The organism is Shewanella sp. N2AIL (assembly GCF_022690845.1).
Taxonomy (GTDB): Bacteria; Pseudomonadota; Gammaproteobacteria; order Enterobacterales; family Shewanellaceae; genus Shewanella; species Shewanella baltica.
This window is the reverse complement of sequence record NZ_JALBYT010000006.1, coordinates 65,259-82,689: the sequence shown is the minus strand read 5'-3', so window position 1 is coordinate 82,689 and position 17,431 is coordinate 65,259. Positions and strand designations below refer to the sequence as shown.

General features: G+C 46.3%; 15 protein-coding genes. 9 read left to right on the top strand and 6 right to left on the bottom strand.

Translation table 11 applies throughout. From position 1 onward, the window contains the following. The first annotated feature begins 29 nt into the window (after nucleotides 1-29). A complete protein-coding gene (locus MO387_RS05715; RefSeq protein WP_107946769.1) occupies nucleotides 30-1,184 on the top strand; it encodes a DUF5009 domain-containing protein in 1,155 nt (384 codons plus the stop codon). Between the two features lie 329 nt (nucleotides 1,185-1,513). Then, nucleotides 1,514-2,812: a sugar MFS transporter gene (locus MO387_RS05710; protein ID WP_107950148.1), complete on the top strand. Its 1,299-nt coding sequence runs from the start codon at nucleotides 1,514-1,516 to the stop codon at nucleotides 2,810-2,812. A 45-nt stretch (nucleotides 2,813-2,857) separates the two neighbouring features. Here the strand turns inward: MO387_RS05710 and MO387_RS05705 are convergent. From MO387_RS05705 to MO387_RS05685, 5 genes are all read right to left on the bottom strand, one after another. Continuing rightward, a protein-coding gene (locus tag MO387_RS05705; RefSeq protein WP_242326135.1) for an IS3 family transposase occupies nucleotides 2,858-4,086 on the bottom strand; the annotation gives its coding sequence in 2 pieces (ribosomal slippage) (nucleotides 2,858-3,735 and nucleotides 3,735-4,086; 1,230 coding nt in all). A 130-nt stretch (nucleotides 4,087-4,216) separates the two neighbouring features. Next, nucleotides 4,217-4,939: a TorF family putative porin gene (locus MO387_RS05700; protein WP_107946771.1), complete on the bottom strand. Its 723-nt coding sequence runs from the start codon at nucleotides 4,937-4,939 to the stop codon at nucleotides 4,217-4,219. Between the two features lie 183 nt (nucleotides 4,940-5,122). Beyond that, the gene (locus MO387_RS05695) at nucleotides 5,123-5,488 is read right to left on the bottom strand and encodes a cupin domain-containing protein (protein WP_107946772.1); all 366 of its coding nucleotides are present in this window, start codon (nucleotides 5,486-5,488) and stop codon (nucleotides 5,123-5,125) included. A gap of 30 nt (nucleotides 5,489-5,518) precedes the next feature. Beyond that, entirely contained in the window at nucleotides 5,519-7,009 is a 1,491-nt protein-coding gene (locus MO387_RS05690) for a CoA-acylating methylmalonate-semialdehyde dehydrogenase (protein ID WP_107946773.1), read from the bottom strand. Between the two features lie 69 nt (nucleotides 7,010-7,078). Beyond that, entirely contained in the window at nucleotides 7,079-8,443 is a 1,365-nt protein-coding gene (locus MO387_RS05685) for an aspartate aminotransferase family protein (protein WP_107946774.1), read from the bottom strand. 279 nt (nucleotides 8,444-8,722) lie between these two features. On the opposite strand from MO387_RS05685, the gene MO387_RS05680 reads away from it, so the two are divergent. The 6 genes from MO387_RS05680 (at nucleotide 8,723) to MO387_RS05655 (ending at nucleotide 14,985) form a co-directional block, all read left to right on the top strand. Then, nucleotides 8,723-10,219, top strand: a complete 1,497-nt coding sequence (locus MO387_RS05680; protein WP_107946775.1) for an aldehyde dehydrogenase — start codon at nucleotides 8,723-8,725, stop codon at nucleotides 10,217-10,219. Nucleotides 10,220-10,752: 533 nt separating this feature from the next. Further along, on the top strand, nucleotides 10,753-11,175 hold the full coding sequence (locus tag MO387_RS05675; RefSeq protein WP_107946776.1) for a DUF3010 family protein: 423 nt from the start codon (nucleotides 10,753-10,755) through the stop codon (nucleotides 11,173-11,175). Next, nucleotides 11,172-12,269, top strand: a complete 1,098-nt coding sequence (locus tag MO387_RS05670; RefSeq protein WP_107946777.1) for a serine/threonine-protein kinase — start codon at nucleotides 11,172-11,174, stop codon at nucleotides 12,267-12,269. Before MO387_RS05675 ends, MO387_RS05670 begins: the two co-directional genes overlap by 4 nt. Before the next feature lie 619 nt (nucleotides 12,270-12,888). After that, a complete protein-coding gene (locus MO387_RS05665; RefSeq protein WP_107946778.1) occupies nucleotides 12,889-13,302 on the top strand; it encodes a septal ring lytic transglycosylase RlpA family protein in 414 nt (137 codons plus the stop codon). A 213-nt stretch (nucleotides 13,303-13,515) separates the two neighbouring features. Next, entirely contained in the window at nucleotides 13,516-14,373 is an 858-nt protein-coding gene (locus MO387_RS05660; protein WP_107946779.1) for a sulfurtransferase, read from the top strand. A gap of 99 nt (nucleotides 14,374-14,472) precedes the next feature. Continuing rightward, nucleotides 14,473-14,985, top strand: coding sequence for a DUF2937 family protein (locus tag MO387_RS05655; RefSeq protein WP_107946780.1), 513 nt, complete (start codon nucleotides 14,473-14,475; stop codon nucleotides 14,983-14,985). 204 nt (nucleotides 14,986-15,189) lie between these two features. On the opposite strand, the gene MO387_RS05650 is transcribed toward MO387_RS05655, so the two are convergent. Next, nucleotides 15,190-16,497: an FAD-binding oxidoreductase gene (locus tag MO387_RS05650; protein WP_107946781.1), complete on the bottom strand. Its 1,308-nt coding sequence runs from the start codon at nucleotides 16,495-16,497 to the stop codon at nucleotides 15,190-15,192. 236 nt (nucleotides 16,498-16,733) lie between these two features. Here MO387_RS05650 and MO387_RS05645 point away from each other — a divergent pair, with 236 nt between their 5' ends. Next, nucleotides 16,734-17,282: a cupin domain-containing protein gene (locus tag MO387_RS05645; RefSeq protein WP_006080693.1), complete on the top strand. Its 549-nt coding sequence runs from the start codon at nucleotides 16,734-16,736 to the stop codon at nucleotides 17,280-17,282. Nucleotides 17,283-17,431: the final 149 nt, after the last annotated feature.

Here is a 17,431-nt window from a genome sequence, read left to right as displayed (position 1 = left end):
TTTTAATAACAATAATAAAGGATGATGGCATGGGGACGACACAGACAAATGCAATTGCGCCAGTAAAGGTGAATAAACCTAGGTTGATGTCGCTGGATGCACTGCGCGGCTTCGATATGTTTTGGATTTTGGGCGGTGAGGCTTTGTTTGGTGGCTTGCTTATTCTAACTGGCTGGGCAGGCTGGCAATGGGGCGATGAACAGATGCACCATAGCCAATGGCATGGTTTTAACTTCTACGATTTGATTTTTCCGCTGTTTATTTTCCTCTCTGGTGTGGCCTTAGGTTTATCCCCTAAACGTTTAGATAAATTACCTATGAAGGAGCGATTACCTGTGTATCGTCACGGGATTAAACGACTCTTTTTATTGCTATTACTGGGCATTTTATACAATCACGGTTGGGGTACAGGCGCGCCTGCCGATCCTGAAAAAATTCGCTATGCCAGTGTGTTAGGTCGAATCGCCTTTGCATGGTTCTTTGCCGCATTATTGGTGTGGCACACGAGTCTACGAACCCAAATTATCGTCGCCTTGGGCATTTTGCTTGGTTATGGCGCAATGCAACTTTGGTTGCCTTTCCCTGGTGGACAGGCCGGCGTGCTCTCGCCAACGGAATCCATCAATGCCTATGTCGATTCGATTTTATTACCCGGCGTGAGCTATCAGGGACGCACGCCCGATCCTGAAGGTTTACTGTCGACTATTCCCGCCATCGTCAATGCGTTAACGGGTGTGTTTGTCGGCCACTTTATTGTTAAATCCCATCCTAAAGGTGAGTGGGCTAAAGTGGGATTGCTCGCCGCTGCGGGTGGCATTTTGTTAGCCTTCGGTTGGCTGTTAGATCTTGTTATTCCGGTCAATAAAGAGCTGTGGACCAGTTCATTTGTGCTGGTGACGTCGGGCTGGAGCATGATACTGCTGGCGGTATTCTATGCCTTAGTCGATGTGCTTAAGTGGCAAAAAGCCGCATTTTTCTTTGTGGTGATAGGCACCAACGCCATCATTATTTACTTAGCGTCGAGCTTAGTGGATTGGAAATATATTGCTCAAAGCGTGTTTGGCGGCTTAGTGCTGGCCTTGCCTGAAAGCGCTCAAGCGTTAGCTGCGGTTATCAGCTTGCTCGCGGTGCAGTGGCTGGTTTTATATTGGATGTATCGCCGCAATATTTTTGTCAGAATTTAGTCAGTTGGCTTAATCGCTTGAAATAAGCCGCACACACTCAGTGTCTGCGGCTTTTTTTTACATTATTTTCTGGATGTGAGTCATCACTTACTTATAACTTATCAGTTAGCCAATCGATGATTACGAGGGAATATTCGCGAGAATTTATTAAATGACAGCGTTGTCTTTTTGTGTTATTTGTTTTAACATCACTGAAACAATGGTGCGTTTGGATGATAACATTAGCCATTGCGGACGAGTCGCGATACGGATATTCGGGAACTAAGGCATTAATGTAAACCCCGTTATCACCTCAATAATTAATTACTATAAGAAGCAGGTTTATGGAAATGACACTCGATAAAAGCCAGCAAAAAAGCAGCTTTCTCCCCATGGCCATAGTGGCCGCTCTCTTTTTCATCCTCGGATTCGCCACTTGGTTGAATGGTTCATTGATGCCGTATTTGAAACAAATATTGCAACTCAATCCCTTTCAAGCGTCGTTGATCCTGTTTTCTTTTTATATCGCAGTGACCTTTACTGCCTTGCCATCCGCTTGGCTTATTCGCAAAGTCGGTTATAAGAATGGTATGGCGATTGGCATGGGCGTAATGATGCTGGCGGGTTTACTGTTTATCCCCGCCGCGGAAACCCAAATATTTGCCTTATTCCTTTTCGCCCAATTAGTGATGGGCGCGGGCCAAACTCTATTACAAACTGCGGTTAACCCTTATGTGGTGCGTTTAGGCCCTGAAGAATCCGCCGCTGCCCGTGTGAGTGTGATGGGTATTTTGAATAAAGGTGCGGGTGTGATTGCGCCTTTGGTGTTCTCTGCACTGATTTTAGACAGTTTTAAAGACCGTATTGGTACTGAGCTGACTCAAGTGCAAATTGAAGAAATGGCCGACGGTCTAGTATTCCCTTATTTAGGCATGGCGATTTTTATCGGTATTTTAGCGCTAGCGGTAAAAAAATCCCCATTACCAGAATTATCCAATGAAGATGAAGTGGCTGAAAATACCGATAAAGGCCAACTTAAAGCGGCACTGTCTCACCCTAACTTAGCCTTTGGCGTGCTGGCGCTGTTTGTGTATGTAGCGGTGGAAGTGATCGCTGGTGACACTATAGGCACTTTTGCGCTATCACTCGGGGTTGAACATTACGGGGTGATGACCTCCTATACTATGGTGTGTATGGTGCTAGGTTACACGCTCGGTATCCTATTAATTCCTCGCTTTATTTCACAGCCTAAGGCCTTGATGGTGTCGGCCATTTTAGGTTTGCTACTGACATGCGGGATTTTGTTCGGCGACAATAACTCCTACGCTATCGCGAATGTTGTGTTAGTGCCTTTTGGTGGCGTTGCGCTGCCCGATACTTTGTTGATGATTGCCTTCCTTGGTTTAGCCAATGCAATTGTTTGGCCTGCAGTATGGCCGTTAGCCTTGTCTGGTATGGGTAAATTGACCAGCACAGGTTCAGCGCTTCTTATCATGGGGATTGCAGGTGGCGCCTTTGGTCCAGTGTCTTGGGGCTTAATGAGCTCGGCGACTGATATGGGCATGCAGGGCGGTTATATTGTGATGTTGCCCTGTTATCTGTTCATCCTATTCTACGCGGTGAAAGGCCATAAGATGCGTAGTTGGTAAACAAGTTAGCTTGAATTGTCTCGTCCTAAGATAGGTTGACAGTTTTTAGGCCAGCTCCTGTAGCTGGCCTTTTCTATTGTGCACCTGATTAGGGGTTGCCATATTCAAACTCAGATGCGGTCTCATTTCGTTGTATATTGCTATCGATTCTCTAACAAGTATCTTCAGCTCCGCAAATGTCCTACATCGGTGCAGTAAAAACTCCTGCTTCAGTATGCCATTCACTCTTTCTGCTAATGCATTTTGGTAGCAATCATAACCATCCGTCATTGACAGCTGGATTTGGCTCGCCTGAAGCGCATTCTGATAAACTGCTGAGCAGTATTGTAAGCCTCTGTCTGAGTGATGCACTGCGTTGCCGATATAGCGCTTATCTTTTATGGCCATTTTTAACGCTTTCACCACACTCTCGGCTTTCATGTCTTTACTCACGTGATGACCGACTATCTTACGAGAACTGGCATCGGTGACCAGTGACAGGTAGTGCACACCTTGGTCTGACTCAAGATAGGTGATATCACTGACCAGTACATGCCCTGCATCATGCAGTCCTTCCTCTTTCAGCAGATTAGGATGCTTCTTCATCCAGTGTTTGCTGAACGTGGTTTTTGTGTAGCTTTTCTTCGGTTTAACCAGTAAACCTTCACTTCTCAAATAGGTAAAGAACCCATCTCGCCCGAGTTTAATATCGTGCTCAACCAGCTTGGATTTTATCAACGTGTAGAGCTTACGGGCCCCTAACCTTGGCATATATTTACGCCAGTACTGGACCCAGTCTTTGATGACCGATAGCTCAGCTCTACGACTTTCCATTCGAGCAACTGCCTGATAAATACCTTGCCTCGACATACCCGCAGCACGACATGCAGCTGCGAGGTTTATTTCGCTTTTAGCTTTTGCTTGCCAGACGTACCGGATAAGTACTTTTTTCTGAGGCCAGCTCCATATTCATTGTCCATGATATCAACCATGCCATTGAGGATTTTGTTACGCAGTTTCTCTTCTGCTAACTCACGTTCAAGGCGCTTGATCGTTTCGGCAGGGGTTTCTTTTGACTTAGGCATAAGGGGATGCTGAAAAGGTTTCGACCAATCGAGTCTACCATGTTTTCTAAGCCAAACGAGTACGGTTGAACGGCCTTGAATACCAAAATGGGCTTGGGCTTGTTTGTACGTCATTTCGCCTTTTTCAACACGCTCTACAACGCGTAATTTAAAGGCTAAGGTGTAATCTCGTTGTGTGCGCTTACGGCTTGAGTTAATTGATGTTGTCATAAAGAAGTCCTCTTTATGTCAACGTATTTCAGGACGGGACAAATAGTTAAAAAGAAGCCCTCGATGATGAGGGCTTTTTTGTGTCTTAGTTTATCTAAGCGGTTCTTCCGAACTTTATACTAAGGCCAAATTAGAACGCGTAACTTACGCTAGCAAGCACGGTATCTGAGGTTTTGAATGCGCCATCAGAGACCTTTTGGCCGCCGCTAAGATCTGTGCCTAACCAAGCGAGAGAAAGCCCAAAGCCTGACAGTTCAGTCGATACGCCTACAGAGTAATCTGAGTAGCTATCAAAGCCTTCACCGTCATCCAATGCATCACCAACGTTGTAACCATAGTGCAGATCGATACTCCAGTTCTCAACAAATTCATAGGAATAGTTAAGCTCAGCATAGTGATAGTCTAAATCACTACCGCCGTAGTCATTGGTGTACCAGTAAGCGGCACGAAAGCCTTTATAATCCATGCCAGCTGTGACTTCAAAATAGCCAATGTCACTTTCGCCAGAGTAGTTATAACGGTTAAGGGTAATGTCGTAGGTCAGATCTTCGTTGATCTCGCCACCATAGGCGACATAGAAATCGTATTCGATAGCAGGGCCGTTATAACCTGGCTCATCAAAATCCACGTTACTTGCCCAAGCGCCGACAGAGAAACCCGAGTCGAAGCTCCAATCAATACCGCCTTGCAGGGCAGGATCGCCAGCGGTTTGTGAAACGCCGCGGAAACGATAGTCGTTAGTGAGACTAATTTCTCCTGTTACTTCGGCGGCGGCCATGCCGGAGAATAGGGTCGTGGTTAGCGCGAGTCCGACAAGCTGTACCAGCCGTTTTTTATTCAGATTGTTATACACGGTATTTCTCCCATTTTCTTTGTTGACTCGGACGTGTTACTGGCGGCCATGATTATTCAATTGCGCCAGTGCATCCGTTGGTTTGCCAAACAACAGCCTAGGAAAACCCGTTGCTGTGACCTCATGGCGAGTTATTGCTAAGATAACTTAGCTTTTTTGAGGCTAACATCAGCCTCGTTGATCTCACTTTTGTTCGAAAATGACGTAAACCTTGCGGCAGGGTTCCACTACTTCCCAAGTGCCTTGAAAACCCGCGGGTATAATAAACCTGTCGCCCACAGTGAACGTCTGCGATTGACCTTGAAGATCGGTAATAACACTTATTCCTTCGAGGATTTCGCAGTACTCGTATTCAGTGTAGTTTATTTTCCAAGCGCCTGATTCACTTTGCCAAATTCCACTGTGAAATTGATCACAAGGACTAGAATAATGATTCTCTAGCCCTTGAGTCGGATTGCCTGCTAACAACTTTTCCGTCGGTAACTGATAGGTCTCGACGGGTGTTTGCGCCGTAGCAAAGCGAATAATGGCGTTGATACTCAAAGTCATTTGCGATTTCCTTGTTGAGCTGACATTCGGCTATTTCATCGTTGGCATCACAAACTCGGCTTGAGTCTGTTTACCCACGGGCCAGCGGGCAGTAATTGCCTTACGCTTGGTATAAAAACGCACGCCATCTGGGCCATGCATATGCAGCGGCCCAAAGAGCGATCGCTTCCAACCGCCAAAACTGTGGAACGCCATTGGCACCGGGATCGGCACGTTCACTCCAACCATACCGACTTGCACGTGGTGGCAGAAATGCCGTGCCGCTTCACCACTTTGGGTGAAAATGGCCGTGCCATTGCCAAATTCGTGTTGGTTAATCAGCTCAAGCGCCGTTGGGTAATCTTTCACGCGCACAATCGCCAGCACTGGGCCAAAGATTTCTTCGCGGTAGATGCTCATTTCTGGCGTGACGTGGTCGAACAAACAGGCGCCGAGGAAATAACCCTGTTGATGATCTTCAACACTCAGTTTACGGCCATCGACCAGCAGCGCTGCGCCTTCTTGCACACCGGCTTTAACATATTGGGTGACCTTGGCAAGGTGCTGTTTTGAGATTAGCGGACCCATTTCCATCTCTGGCGTCAGGCCGTTGCCGACTTTTAAGGTTTGGATTTGCGGTAGCAGTTTTTCCACTAACGCGTCGCCTACATCGCCTACTGCCAGCACGACTGAAATTGCCATACAACGCTCACCAGCACTGCCGTAAGCGGCGCCCATTAAGGCGCTAACGGCTTGATCTAAATCCGCATCTGGCATGAGTAACATATGGTTTTTCGCGCCGCCTAAGGCTTGCACGCGTTTGCCATGTTTAGAGGCTGTGCTGTAGATGTATTCGGCAATCGGCGTTGAGCCTACAAAGCTCACCGCTTGCACATCTTTATGGGTGAGTAAGGTATCGACGGCTTCTTTGTCGCCGTTAATCACGTTAAACACGCCATCGGGAAGACCCGCTTCTTTAAGCAGCTCAGCAATACGCATTACCGAGCTTGGGTCTTTTTCCGAGGGTTTCATAATAAAGGTGTTACCGCAGGCAATCGCGATTGGGAACATCCACATGGGAACCATCACGGGGAAGTTAAAGGGCGCTATGCCTGCGACAACACCTAAAGCTTGATTAACTGACCAAGAATCGACCCCGCCACCGACTTGCTGGGTATGTTCACCTTTAAGCAAGTGCGGAATACCACAGGCAAACTCAACCACTTCGAGACCACGGATTAACTCGCCCTTAGCATCGTCGATCACTTTGCCGTGCTCGCGGGTGATAAGCTGCGCCATTTCATCTAGGTTCTGCTCAACTAAGGCTTTGAATTTAAATAGCACTCGAGCACGGTTGAGCGGCGTGACTTGTGACCATGTTTCAAAGGCGGTTTTAGCGATTGCGATGGCTTCACCCACTTCAGTTTCGCTTGCGAGTGAGACTTGGCCACGTAGTTCACCCGTGGCGGGTTCAAAAATATCTTGGGTTCTGGTACTGGCAGGGGTGTGCTGACCATTAACAAAGTGAGTGATCTTGAGCATAGTTAACCTTTGATGTTCCCCGCCGCAGCGGGGTGTTAAATGTGAGAGTGGAACGAACCGTTGGCGCTATTATCCAACGGCGTTAATGGCATCGCTTAGGCTATTAACCATTTGGTCTATCTCGCGTTTATCGACAATCAGTGGTGGTGACATGGCAATAATGTCGCCCGTGGCTCGCACTAAAGTGCCATGGCGGAAGCAGTGTTCAAACACGCCGTAACCCCGTTTACCCGCGCCTTGAGCGTTAGGGGAGAATTGAATCCCAGCTACTAGCCCAGTGTTACGAATATCAATCACATTCGGCAACCCTTTGAGGCTGTGCACGGCGTCTTCAAAGTAGCGCTCAAGCTCAAAACTGCGTTCGAATAATTGCTCATTCTCATAAATCGATAGGGTGGCAAGCGCCGCCGCTGCAGCCACTGGATGACCGGAATAGGTGTAGCCGTGGAAGAACTCAATCAGTTCATTAGGGCCTTGCATGCAAGTGTCGTGGATAAAATCTTGCACAAACACTGCGCCCATAGGAATCGCACCGTTATTGATGGCTTTAGCCGTGGTGATAATGTCTGGAATAACGCCCCAACGCTGACTCGCAAAGGCGGCGCCAACGCGGCCAAAAGCGGTAATGACTTCATCAAAAATCAGTAGGATGCCATGCTTTTTAGTGATTTCACGCAGACGTTTTAAGTAACCTTGTGGCGGCAATATCACCCCTGCAGAACCTGACATTGGTTCAACTATTACGGCGGCAATATTCTCGGCGCCATGCAGGGTAACAAGCTGTTCTAATACCTCGGCTTTTTCAGCACCAAAGTGCGAGAGTCCGCGGGTAAATGCCGCATTTTGGATATCTAAGGTATGAGGTAAGTGATCGACGCCTTGCAATAATTGGCCACTAAATGCTTTGCGGTTATTGCTTAATCCACCGACAGATATACCGCCAAAACCTACACCGTGGTAACCCATTTCTCGGCCGATAAAGCGGGTGCGTGAGGCTTGACCGTTGGCTCTGTGATAGCAAAGTGCCATCTTAAGTGCAGTATCGACGGACTCAGAACCTGAGTTAGTAAAGAAGACCTTGTTCAATCCCTCAGGACTGAGCTCGACTAAGCGCTCGGCAAGTTCAAAGGCAATAGGATGACCCATTTGGAAGGAGGGCGCGTAGTCCATCTCTTTAATTTGTTTGCTGACCGCTTCGCTGATTTCTTTGCGACCATGGCCTGCGTTACAACACCATAAACCTGCGGTAGCATCTAACACTTTATTACCATCAATATCCGTGTAATACATGCCTTCGGCCTTGGCGAGTAACCGCGGGTTGGCTTTGAATTGGCGGTTGGCGGTAAAAGGCATCCAGAAATGTTCAAGTGAGGGATGCTCAGTTGAAGATAGATGTGAAGCATCACTTGAGGAATTGAGCGGCAAATCGGCCATAGTGTCTACCTTGTCCTGTATTTTCAGGTCTTGTTTTAGGGTGGCTAATATTTGCTATGCTATGTTAGAAATAATGAACATGGAAGAGCTGTGTGCAGTTATTTGTGGCAAAAAAGCTATTTTTGTAAAAAATATTGAATTTTATTGCTCAAACAGCGTAATCTGAAGCTCGGATTACGACTGTGATGATGTGTAGCATTTGCGCTAATGTCGTCACTGGCCACTATTTCTTGTCGATGAACGATAAACCACACCTATGCGAACTATTAAGAGGTCATCATGAGCACACCGAAGAAACGCAGCGAATGGGAAAGTCTTGCTGCCAGCCTATCTATTAATGGGAAGGCGTTTATCAATGGCGAATACCAAGATGCCGTTTCGGGTAACACCTTTGATTGTATTAGCCCTATCGATGGCCGCTTGCTGGTAAAAGTGGCGAGTTGCGATCTGGCGGATGCCAATCTTGCGGTTGCCAATGGCCGCAGCGTATTCGATTCCGGTGCTTGGTCGCAGCAGTCTCCAGTAAAGCGCAAACAAGTGATGATACGTTTCGCCGAATTACTTGAAGAAAATGCCAATGAACTCGCATTGTTAGAAACCCTCGACATGGGTAAGCCTATTCGTTTCTCTAAAGCGGTGGATGTGGCGGGCGCCGCCCGTGCGATTCGCTGGTCTGGCGAGGCGATTGATAAAATTTACGATGAACTTGCACCAACCGCTCACAATGAAATTGGCATGATCACCCGTGAACCAGTCGGTGTTGTCGCTGCAATTGTGCCGTGGAACTTCCCTATGCTGATGGCGTGTTGGAAGCTCGGGCCTGCACTTGCCACGGGTAACAGTGTGGTATTAAAACCCTCTGAAAAGTCACCCTTAACGGCTATCCGCATGGCGCAACTCGCTATTGAAGCTGGGATCCCACAAGGCGTATTAAACGTGTTGCCAGGATTTGGCCATACCGTAGGTAAAGCCTTAGCCCTGCATATGGATGTGGATACGCTGGTGTTCACAGGTTCGACAAAAATTGCCAAGCAATTAATGATTTACGCTGGCGAATCGAACATGAAACGCGTGTGGTTAGAGGCCGGAGGCAAGAGCCCCAATATCGTCTTTAATGACGCGCCAGATCTGAAAGCCGCTGCCGTTGCTGCGGCCGAAGCCATTGCCTTTAACCAAGGTGAAGTTTGCACCGCAGGTTCGCGTTTGCTGGTGGAATCCGGGGTGAAAGATGAGCTTATCGCGCTTATCGCAGAGGAGTTAGCCTCATGGCATCCGGGTCATCCACTCGACCCTGCCACTGTGAGCGGCGCCGTTGTTGATAAACAACAGTTAGACACAGTACTCAGTTACATCAAAGCGGGTAAAGATGAAGGCGCGATCTTAGTCCACGGTGGCAGCCAAGTCATGGCCGATACGGGCGGTGTATATGTGCAGCCAACGGTATTTTCTAACGTAAACAATCAGATGAAGATTGCCAGCGAAGAGATCTTCGGCCCTGTGTTATCTGTCATTGAATTTAATGGCATGGAAGAAGCGATATCAATCGCCAACGATACCATCTACGGTTTAGCCGCTGGCGTGTGGACATCGGATATTAGCAAGGCCCATAAAACTGCCAAAGCCCTGCGCGCTGGCATGGTGTGGATCAACCATTACGATGGCGGCGACATGACAGCGCCATTCGGTGGCTATAAACAGTCAGGTAATGGCCGAGATAAATCTCTGCATTCCTTCGACAAATATACAGAATTGAAAGCGACTTGGATCGTGTTATAACCGCTCTGTTTTTATAACCGCTCTTTTTTGTCTATATAAAAGAAGGAGCCACTTTCGCTCAATACTAAAACCTCTTTTCATATTACATGGAAAGAGGTTTTTATTTTTAGGGCGGTTTATCCCAAAGCAAGGCAGTTGAGTTGCGTGCATTACGCATTAATTGCCATTGTTTCCTCTGTGACACGCCGTAAACTCGTCCCTGAGGGCTCTACTAAAACATCCTGTTTTAGAAGGTCACAGGTGCAACAATGACAATCCTAATTAGCCTCTCGCTGTTCGTTTAATTAAAAAACTATTGCCTCAAGTGAGCTAAATAGAATGATAAAGCTAAAACAATATCAAGTAATTACCCACCAAGCTGTATAAAAAATCGCTACCGCAAAAAAGTAAATTCCTATAGCATCATTCATACCAATTGACACGGATGTGGCAGCGGCCATATTTAAGATCGAGTCAACAAACGATTTATGCCCTGCAAACAGCGCGGCGCATAAATATTAAGACGTTAGGCCCTACAAAAGGAAATCATAAATATGGCTAAAGTATGCGGTATTGAGCTTAAGGGATCAGAAGCAATATTGGCTATTATTGAGGCTAATGATAGCGGGCAACAATATATAAACATTGAGCCTAGAAAGATTAAAATCGGTGATGATGAATTGACCGATGCTGTACAGTCTTTTTTCGAGTCTTTTAAAAATTATGTAGCTGACAATCATATAGATACTGTAATTGTTAAAAAAAGGAAGAAAAACGGCGCGATGTCTGGTGGTGGCGTTTCTTTTAAGCTTGAAGCATTAATTCAAATGAATGGTGTTGCAGAAGTTGTCTTTGTTTCAGGACAAGGAATTTCAGCTTCTCACAAAAAAGATAACTTTGAATTACCAGCCGGAATCAATAAATACCAAGAGACGGCGTTTATGTCAGCTAGTTTTTATCTTAGAAAAAATAAATGAGTGCGCTATTTATAGATAGCGTGAGCGCTCCCGATGAAATTAAAGACCAGTTAAAGACCCTTTCTAAGGACATAAAGTTCGCTAGGGAGATTACAAAAGGAGGAAATGGTTATCTCTTTTTCGGTGAAAATCGCATTCTTCGTACGAAAATCGCTGTTAAATTTTATTATTGGGGAGGTGATAAAAAATATCACGCTGAACCTAGCGTCTTAGCTGCAATTGAATCTCAACACGTACTGTCCGTACACAATGCAGGTCTATTGAATGGCGAGTGGGCATATTTTGTCACACCTTACTGTGCCAACGGTGATTTGGATGACTTGATTGATAAAACTGAGTTGGGTAATTTTCAGGCTATTGACCTAACATGCCAGTTACTTACAGGTATAGGAGCACTTCATCAAAAGCGATTTTTGCATCGAGACTTGAAGCCAGCCAATATATATTTAAGTGATCAGAAGCAATCAATTATTGGTGATTTCGGTTCGATCAAGCATCTGCCAGAGTCATCGGCAGTAATTCCTGCCTCCGGTCACGCTATTCTGTACCGTCCACCAGAATCCATTGAAACAAATAGTTATGGCTTTACCGGCGACATATATCAAGCTGGTATTGTTCTTTATCAGTTACTCGGTGGTAATCTCCCTTACGATGAATTCTATTGGTTAAGCAAGAAAGAGCGACAAATATACAATGAGTTAAGTACAGACGCCGATAAATCCATTTATTCCGATCAGTGCCTAAAGGCCAAGATTCTTAAAGGAAAGGTTATCGATCTGAACTCTTTGCCGCCGTGGGTTTCTGAAAAGCTAAAACGCATAATTAGAAAGGCAACACATGTCGACCCATCTAAGCGGTTTCCAACAGCGTCAGCGTTCCATGTTCAGCTTAACAATATTCGGTCTGAGACCCTAGACTGGGTCATAGAAGATGGTTTTCCAATTTTGAGAGGAAAAACATCCTTTCGGATAGTCGACGAAAATGAAAGTTTTTATGTGCAAAAAAATAAAAATGGCTCGCAGTGGAGAAAAGACAACTCAATTGCAGGAAGCTCACTTGCTGGGCTCGTTGAAGAAATCATCAAATTGGCCTAACAAGCGCATGTTGTCGGACTGGTTTTCCGCTGCGATCCAAACCCACCGCAAATGCGGGCATTAAACCATAGAAATTTTTATTCGAAATTCACCTGTTATAGTTAACGACCTAGCTCGCTTTTGTCCAAAAGCTTGCTGCGTAAGGCTTTTAAATCTGCAGGTTACACTAATGCTAAAAAGGTGAGCCAGGGTGATTAGCGAGACGACCGTCCGCCCCATGGATGGGGCGGTCGAGCATCCAGGGAGGGACTTGCAGCGTGTCGGTGAGTGAACACCATGGCTTGCCCATTAGTAGGGGCCAGCATTTAAGTTACCAAACAAGTTATTTAGTCGTACTAGGCCTCTATTTTTAACGCTATTCTGTCTGTTTTTTAAGTCAGTATGTCCGCAACCTTTTGACTTCAAACCGAGAGTATTCACCTGTAAATACGTGATTTTAGCGTGCAACTGCTGTAGCCTCGTGGAAATTTATTGTTTCTTGTTCTGATCTTTTAGGATGCAAGCTTAGAGCTTTGCCATCTAAGGTTGTTGGTTATTTTCCCCGTGACTTTTGCTGAGTCTATTGCTCGTTAGCAAAGCGTTCACTCATTAGAGAGGGTGTCATGTGAATGCACTTCAAATGAATGCACTTCAAAACCCAATTAGGCAGTTCAATTTCGTGAAACTAGCAGTGCTGGCATTGCTAAGCTTTTTGGCTGGCTGTTCTTCAATGCAGACGGGGGAGAATGGTAACTGGGTGGGATTCACTGAATCGGGTCAGGCTTCCTTTTATGGGGATAAACATCAAAATAAGCAGACGGCTAGTGGTGAACTTTACAAACATAAGTTAAAGACGGCGGCGCATAAAAAGTTACCCTTTGGTTCGAGCGTTAAGGTCACCAATGTCAATAATGGCAAAAGTGTGATTGTAAGAATCAATGATAGAGGGCCTTTCGTGCGTGGCCGCATTATTGATCTGTCTAAATCGGCGTTCAGTAGCATAGGCAACACTTCCTCTGGTTTGATTGACGTGAAAATTGAAGTGATTAAATAGCGGCTATATTGAAAAGGATTATTTCGAAAGGGCTGTCTCGAAAAGCTATCTTGAAACACTGCTTCGCCGCAATTTAATGATTGAGTGTATTAAACCGAGTCGACGCTTTTAAATAAAATCCCAAAGCAGACAATTTGTTAAGCCGATATTTGGGCTTTACGGCATTTGGTGAGAGACTAGCGGCAGATTTGGATAACAGTAAAAGGACCCGCTATGGAATACCCACTAGTAAGTACGCAGTGGCTCGAAGCACACCTCACCGATCCCCATTTAGTCTTGCTCGATGCCAGTATGGAAACCGTTATTGGTAAAGAACCTCTGGTGTACGATGAGCCTATTTGTATTCCGCGCTCACGTCGATTCGACTTGGAAAATGTGTTTTGCGATAGCACTTCAACTCAAATCCATGCCTTGCCGACGTTTGAGCAATTCATCCAAGGGATAGCGCAACTTGGGATTGAGGCCGACAGTGTTATCGTTATCTATGATAACCAAGGCATTTATTCAGCCCCACGGGCGTGGTGGACCTTTAAAGTCATGGGTTTTAATCGAGTCTATGTACTCGATGGTGGCTTGCCTCAGTGGATTGAAGAAGACCGCATCACCTCATCGCGTTATCAAGCCGAAGGCGTCGATTATGGCCCGACGGATATCGATACATTAGCTGATGTGCTGCAATACCACCCCGAGCGGGTGATGGATGCCGAGGCCGTGTTATCACGTATCGAAGATGCCGAAACCGCGATTGTCGATGCCCGTGGTGCGCCACGCTTTTTAGGCCAAGTGAGTGAGCCGCGCCCCGGTGTGCGCTCAGGGCATATTCCTCGCTCGGTTAACTTACCCTTCGCTCAAGTGCTCGATGGTAATAAAATCAAATCGACCAGTGAGTTACAGGCTATTTATCAAGGGCTAGCAGCGGACAAGTCCGCACGGATATTTAGCTGTGGCTCTGGGATTACGGCGTGTATTCTGATCTTGGCTTCGGTTGCGGCAGGGCATACACATCCCATCCTCTATGATGGCTCGTGGGCGGATTGGGGCAGTCGTACCGATCTGCCGATTGAGTGCTAATTGAGCCGTGCATTGATTGAGTCAATGCAGTTTTGAGCATTATGTCATTGCAGTGTCATAACCGCTGCGTCGTTTGGCTAGATCACCAAGGAGGCTCCCTTGATAGGCAGATTGATTGATAAGTTAGTTTTTGGGTTGATTCTGGTGATTGCCTTGCAGTTGCCGCAACTGGCTGATCATTATCAGCAATTTCTGGCTGGACTCTATGCATCGACCCAATGGCAGGTAGAAGGTTACGAGGCAACGGCTAAGGAATATCATTATGCCGATGCTGAGGCCATGATTGCCCGTCATCAGCAAAATGAGGAGCCTAGTGTGCGTGCCGACGCCGAGCAAAAGGTACAGACAATCGAGCTTTATAAAGAGTTAACACAAGGCTTGGCGATGTTTAACACGGGCAATTTGTTTGAGAAAACTGCTTATATGTTTAATCCCGTTCGCTTTGATTATCTTGAGAAAACCGTCAGTAACTTTAAGCCGGGAATACCTTTAACCACCAGTGGGATTGGTTTTGGCGTTGTGGTGGCGTTAGTCGTGCATTATCTCGGGTCAATCCCTTTTATCCTGTGGGCAAGGCGTAGAAAGCGGCAGAGATTAGCGAGAGCAAATTAGCTTTTAAAAGTTGTTATGCTTGTTAGACCGAGGTTATCTCTTAGGCGAGGCTTAGCGTTGTTGCTGCCCTAGTTTTACTGAATAACTTGTACAGAATGACTCGTATCTAAATGACGAGTGGTTAAATGGTTCGTGCTTATAACAATGATGCCCATCGGATTATGTATCCGATGGGCATCATGCGTTATGGCTTCAAACCAGTCCTTAAAACAAGTCTTTGAATCTGTGATACAACATGCCAGCCGCGAGCATAGGTGAACGAAATGTCGGGCCGCCGGGGAAGGTCATGTGTTTGATTTTTGCGAACACATCGAAATGTCCTGCCTGCTGGCAGATAGCCTCGGCCAGCAGTTTTGCCGCCATGTGAGTGGCATTCACCCCATGTCCTGCATAGGCTTGGGCGTAGAAAATATTATTGGCATCGGGCAGGCGACCAATTTGTGGCATACGGTTAGCCCCAATACCTATCATGCCACCCCATTCATAATCGATACGCACGCCTTTTAACTGCGGGAACACCTTCTCCAGATTCGGTCTTAGTGCTGCTTCAATATCTCTGGGGTCTTTACCTGAGTAAGTGCAAAGGCCACCAAACAGCAGTCGACGATCTGCGGATAAGTGAAAGTAATCTAAGGCAATTCGCATATCGGCGAAGGCCATATTCTGCGGGATAATGCTCGCACATTGGGCCGCAGTTAAGGGCTCGGTCGCCAATAAATAACTGCCAGCGGGTAACACTTTGCCCCCAACAAAACTGTTAAGTTTGTGGCCAATATAGGCATTGCCAGCCAGTACCAAGTATTGGCAAGTGACTTCGCCCTTGGGGGTGATGACTTTAGGTTTAGCGCCTTGAATGATTTTTTCGGCGGCGCTGTATTCAAATAACTGTGCGCCCAGATTACGGGCGACGCGGGCCTCACCCAGAGCAAGATTCAGCGGGTGTAAATGGCCGCTGCCCATATCAACCAGCGCACCTTGATAAAAATCTGAGCCTATGACTTCACCTAATTGTCCCTTAGTTAACAGCTTGATTTCTTGCTGATAACCCATGGCCTTGAGTGCGCTAAATTCTTCTTCAAGCTCATCCATGTGACGAGGTTTAACTGCTAAGTCGCAATAACCCATTTGCAGATCGCAGTCGATATTGTGTTCTTGTATGCGATTTTGCACAATTTCGACGGCTTCAAAGCCCATCTGTTGAATTGCTTGAACACCTTCAGTGCCGATTTCACTGTGAAATTGTGCAGGGTCATGGCCTATGCCGCGAATGAGTTCGCCGCCGTTTCGCCCTGATGCGCCCCAGCCAATACGCTTGGCTTCTAATAGGACGACACTCATGCCGCGCTGTGCGAGTTCTATGGCGGTATTGATACCGCTAAAGCCGCCGCCCACTATGCAGACATCGGCACTGATATTGCCTTCGAGTTGTGGGTGCGCGTAAATTTCTTTAGCAGTATCAACATAATAAGAGTGTGGATACTGCTCGCTGTGCACCGGAGGTTTGCTTGCCATTATGGCTCCAAAAAATTGTTTTTATTGTAAATTGGACTTGTCTCAGTATACTCATCACACTTTTAACATGACGCAAAAAAGTGTTCGTTTTATTTAACACGCTTTTTATGTAGAATACAATGAAAGCAGTAAAACGCGCGCTTTTTGGGCGAAAATGCGTTCTGGATGGTGTTTATCCTGAACAACCTGTTCGTCATCTATCGGGGTTGACCCGAGCCTTTAGGGGGATGTGAAATTTGGATATTGGAGCCAGCCTCAAAACTGTTCGAAAAATGAAAGGCTTATCTCAACGAGAATTGGCCAAACGTGCTGGAGTGACTAACAGTACGATTTCAATGATCGAGAAAAACAGTGTTAGCCCGTCAGTCAGCTCTCTAAAAAAAGTGCTGTCGGGTATCCCGATGTCTTTAGTGGATTTTTTCTCCATTGAAGCCTCTGCGGATAGTGAGCAAAAGGTCGTCTATCGATCCAATGAATTACTGGATATCGGCACTGGCCCACTTGAATTTAAACTGATCGGCCGTGATTATCCGAATCGCGCTATGTCAGTAATGAGTGAGATTTATCCGCCCGGTTCAGATACGGGTGAAGAAATGCTGAAGCACGAAGGTGAAGAGGCTGCCATGGTGATCGAAGGTAAATTCGAACTCACTGTGGGTGATGAAGTGTATATTTTGGAAGCGGGTGACAGTTACTACTTTAACAGTGAAGTGCCCCATAGATTCCGCAATCCCTTTGATGAACCTTGCCGACTGGTGAGTGCGACTACGCCTGCGAACTTCTAGTTAAGTCATCAACTTACCCTATTATTCAACATATTAGGCCACTTCTTCGCTAGAAGTGAGTGGCGTAATACTGTTATTCAACACTTACCTCCTTTCTAATCCTGTCATATTTGTTATATATCCTCTTCTTTGTGTAAATAATATTGGTT

Coding starts and splice junctions, on each gene's coding strand:
- MO387_RS05715 (WP_107946769.1), top strand. CDS start 30: ATGGGGACGACACAGACAAATGCAATTGCGCCAGTAAAGGTGAATAAA.
- MO387_RS05710 (WP_107950148.1), top strand. CDS start 1,514: ATGACACTCGATAAAAGCCAGCAAAAAAGCAGCTTTCTCCCCATGGCC.
- MO387_RS05695 (WP_107946772.1), bottom strand. CDS start 5,488: ATGACTTTGAGTATCAACGCCATTATTCGCTTTGCTACGGCGCAAACA.
- MO387_RS05690 (WP_107946773.1), bottom strand. CDS start 7,009: ATGCTCAAGATCACTCACTTTGTTAATGGTCAGCACACCCCTGCCAGT.
- MO387_RS05685 (WP_107946774.1), bottom strand. CDS start 8,443: ATGGCCGATTTGCCGCTCAATTCCTCAAGTGATGCTTCACATCTATCT.
- MO387_RS05680 (WP_107946775.1), top strand. CDS start 8,723: ATGAGCACACCGAAGAAACGCAGCGAATGGGAAAGTCTTGCTGCCAGC.
- MO387_RS05675 (WP_107946776.1), top strand. CDS start 10,753: ATGGCTAAAGTATGCGGTATTGAGCTTAAGGGATCAGAAGCAATATTG.
- MO387_RS05670 (WP_107946777.1), top strand. CDS start 11,172: ATGAGTGCGCTATTTATAGATAGCGTGAGCGCTCCCGATGAAATTAAA.
- MO387_RS05665 (WP_107946778.1), top strand. CDS start 12,889: ATGAATGCACTTCAAAACCCAATTAGGCAGTTCAATTTCGTGAAACTA.
- MO387_RS05660 (WP_107946779.1), top strand. CDS start 13,516: ATGGAATACCCACTAGTAAGTACGCAGTGGCTCGAAGCACACCTCACC.
- MO387_RS05650 (WP_107946781.1), bottom strand. CDS start 16,497: ATGGCAAGCAAACCTCCGGTGCACAGCGAGCAGTATCCACACTCTTAT.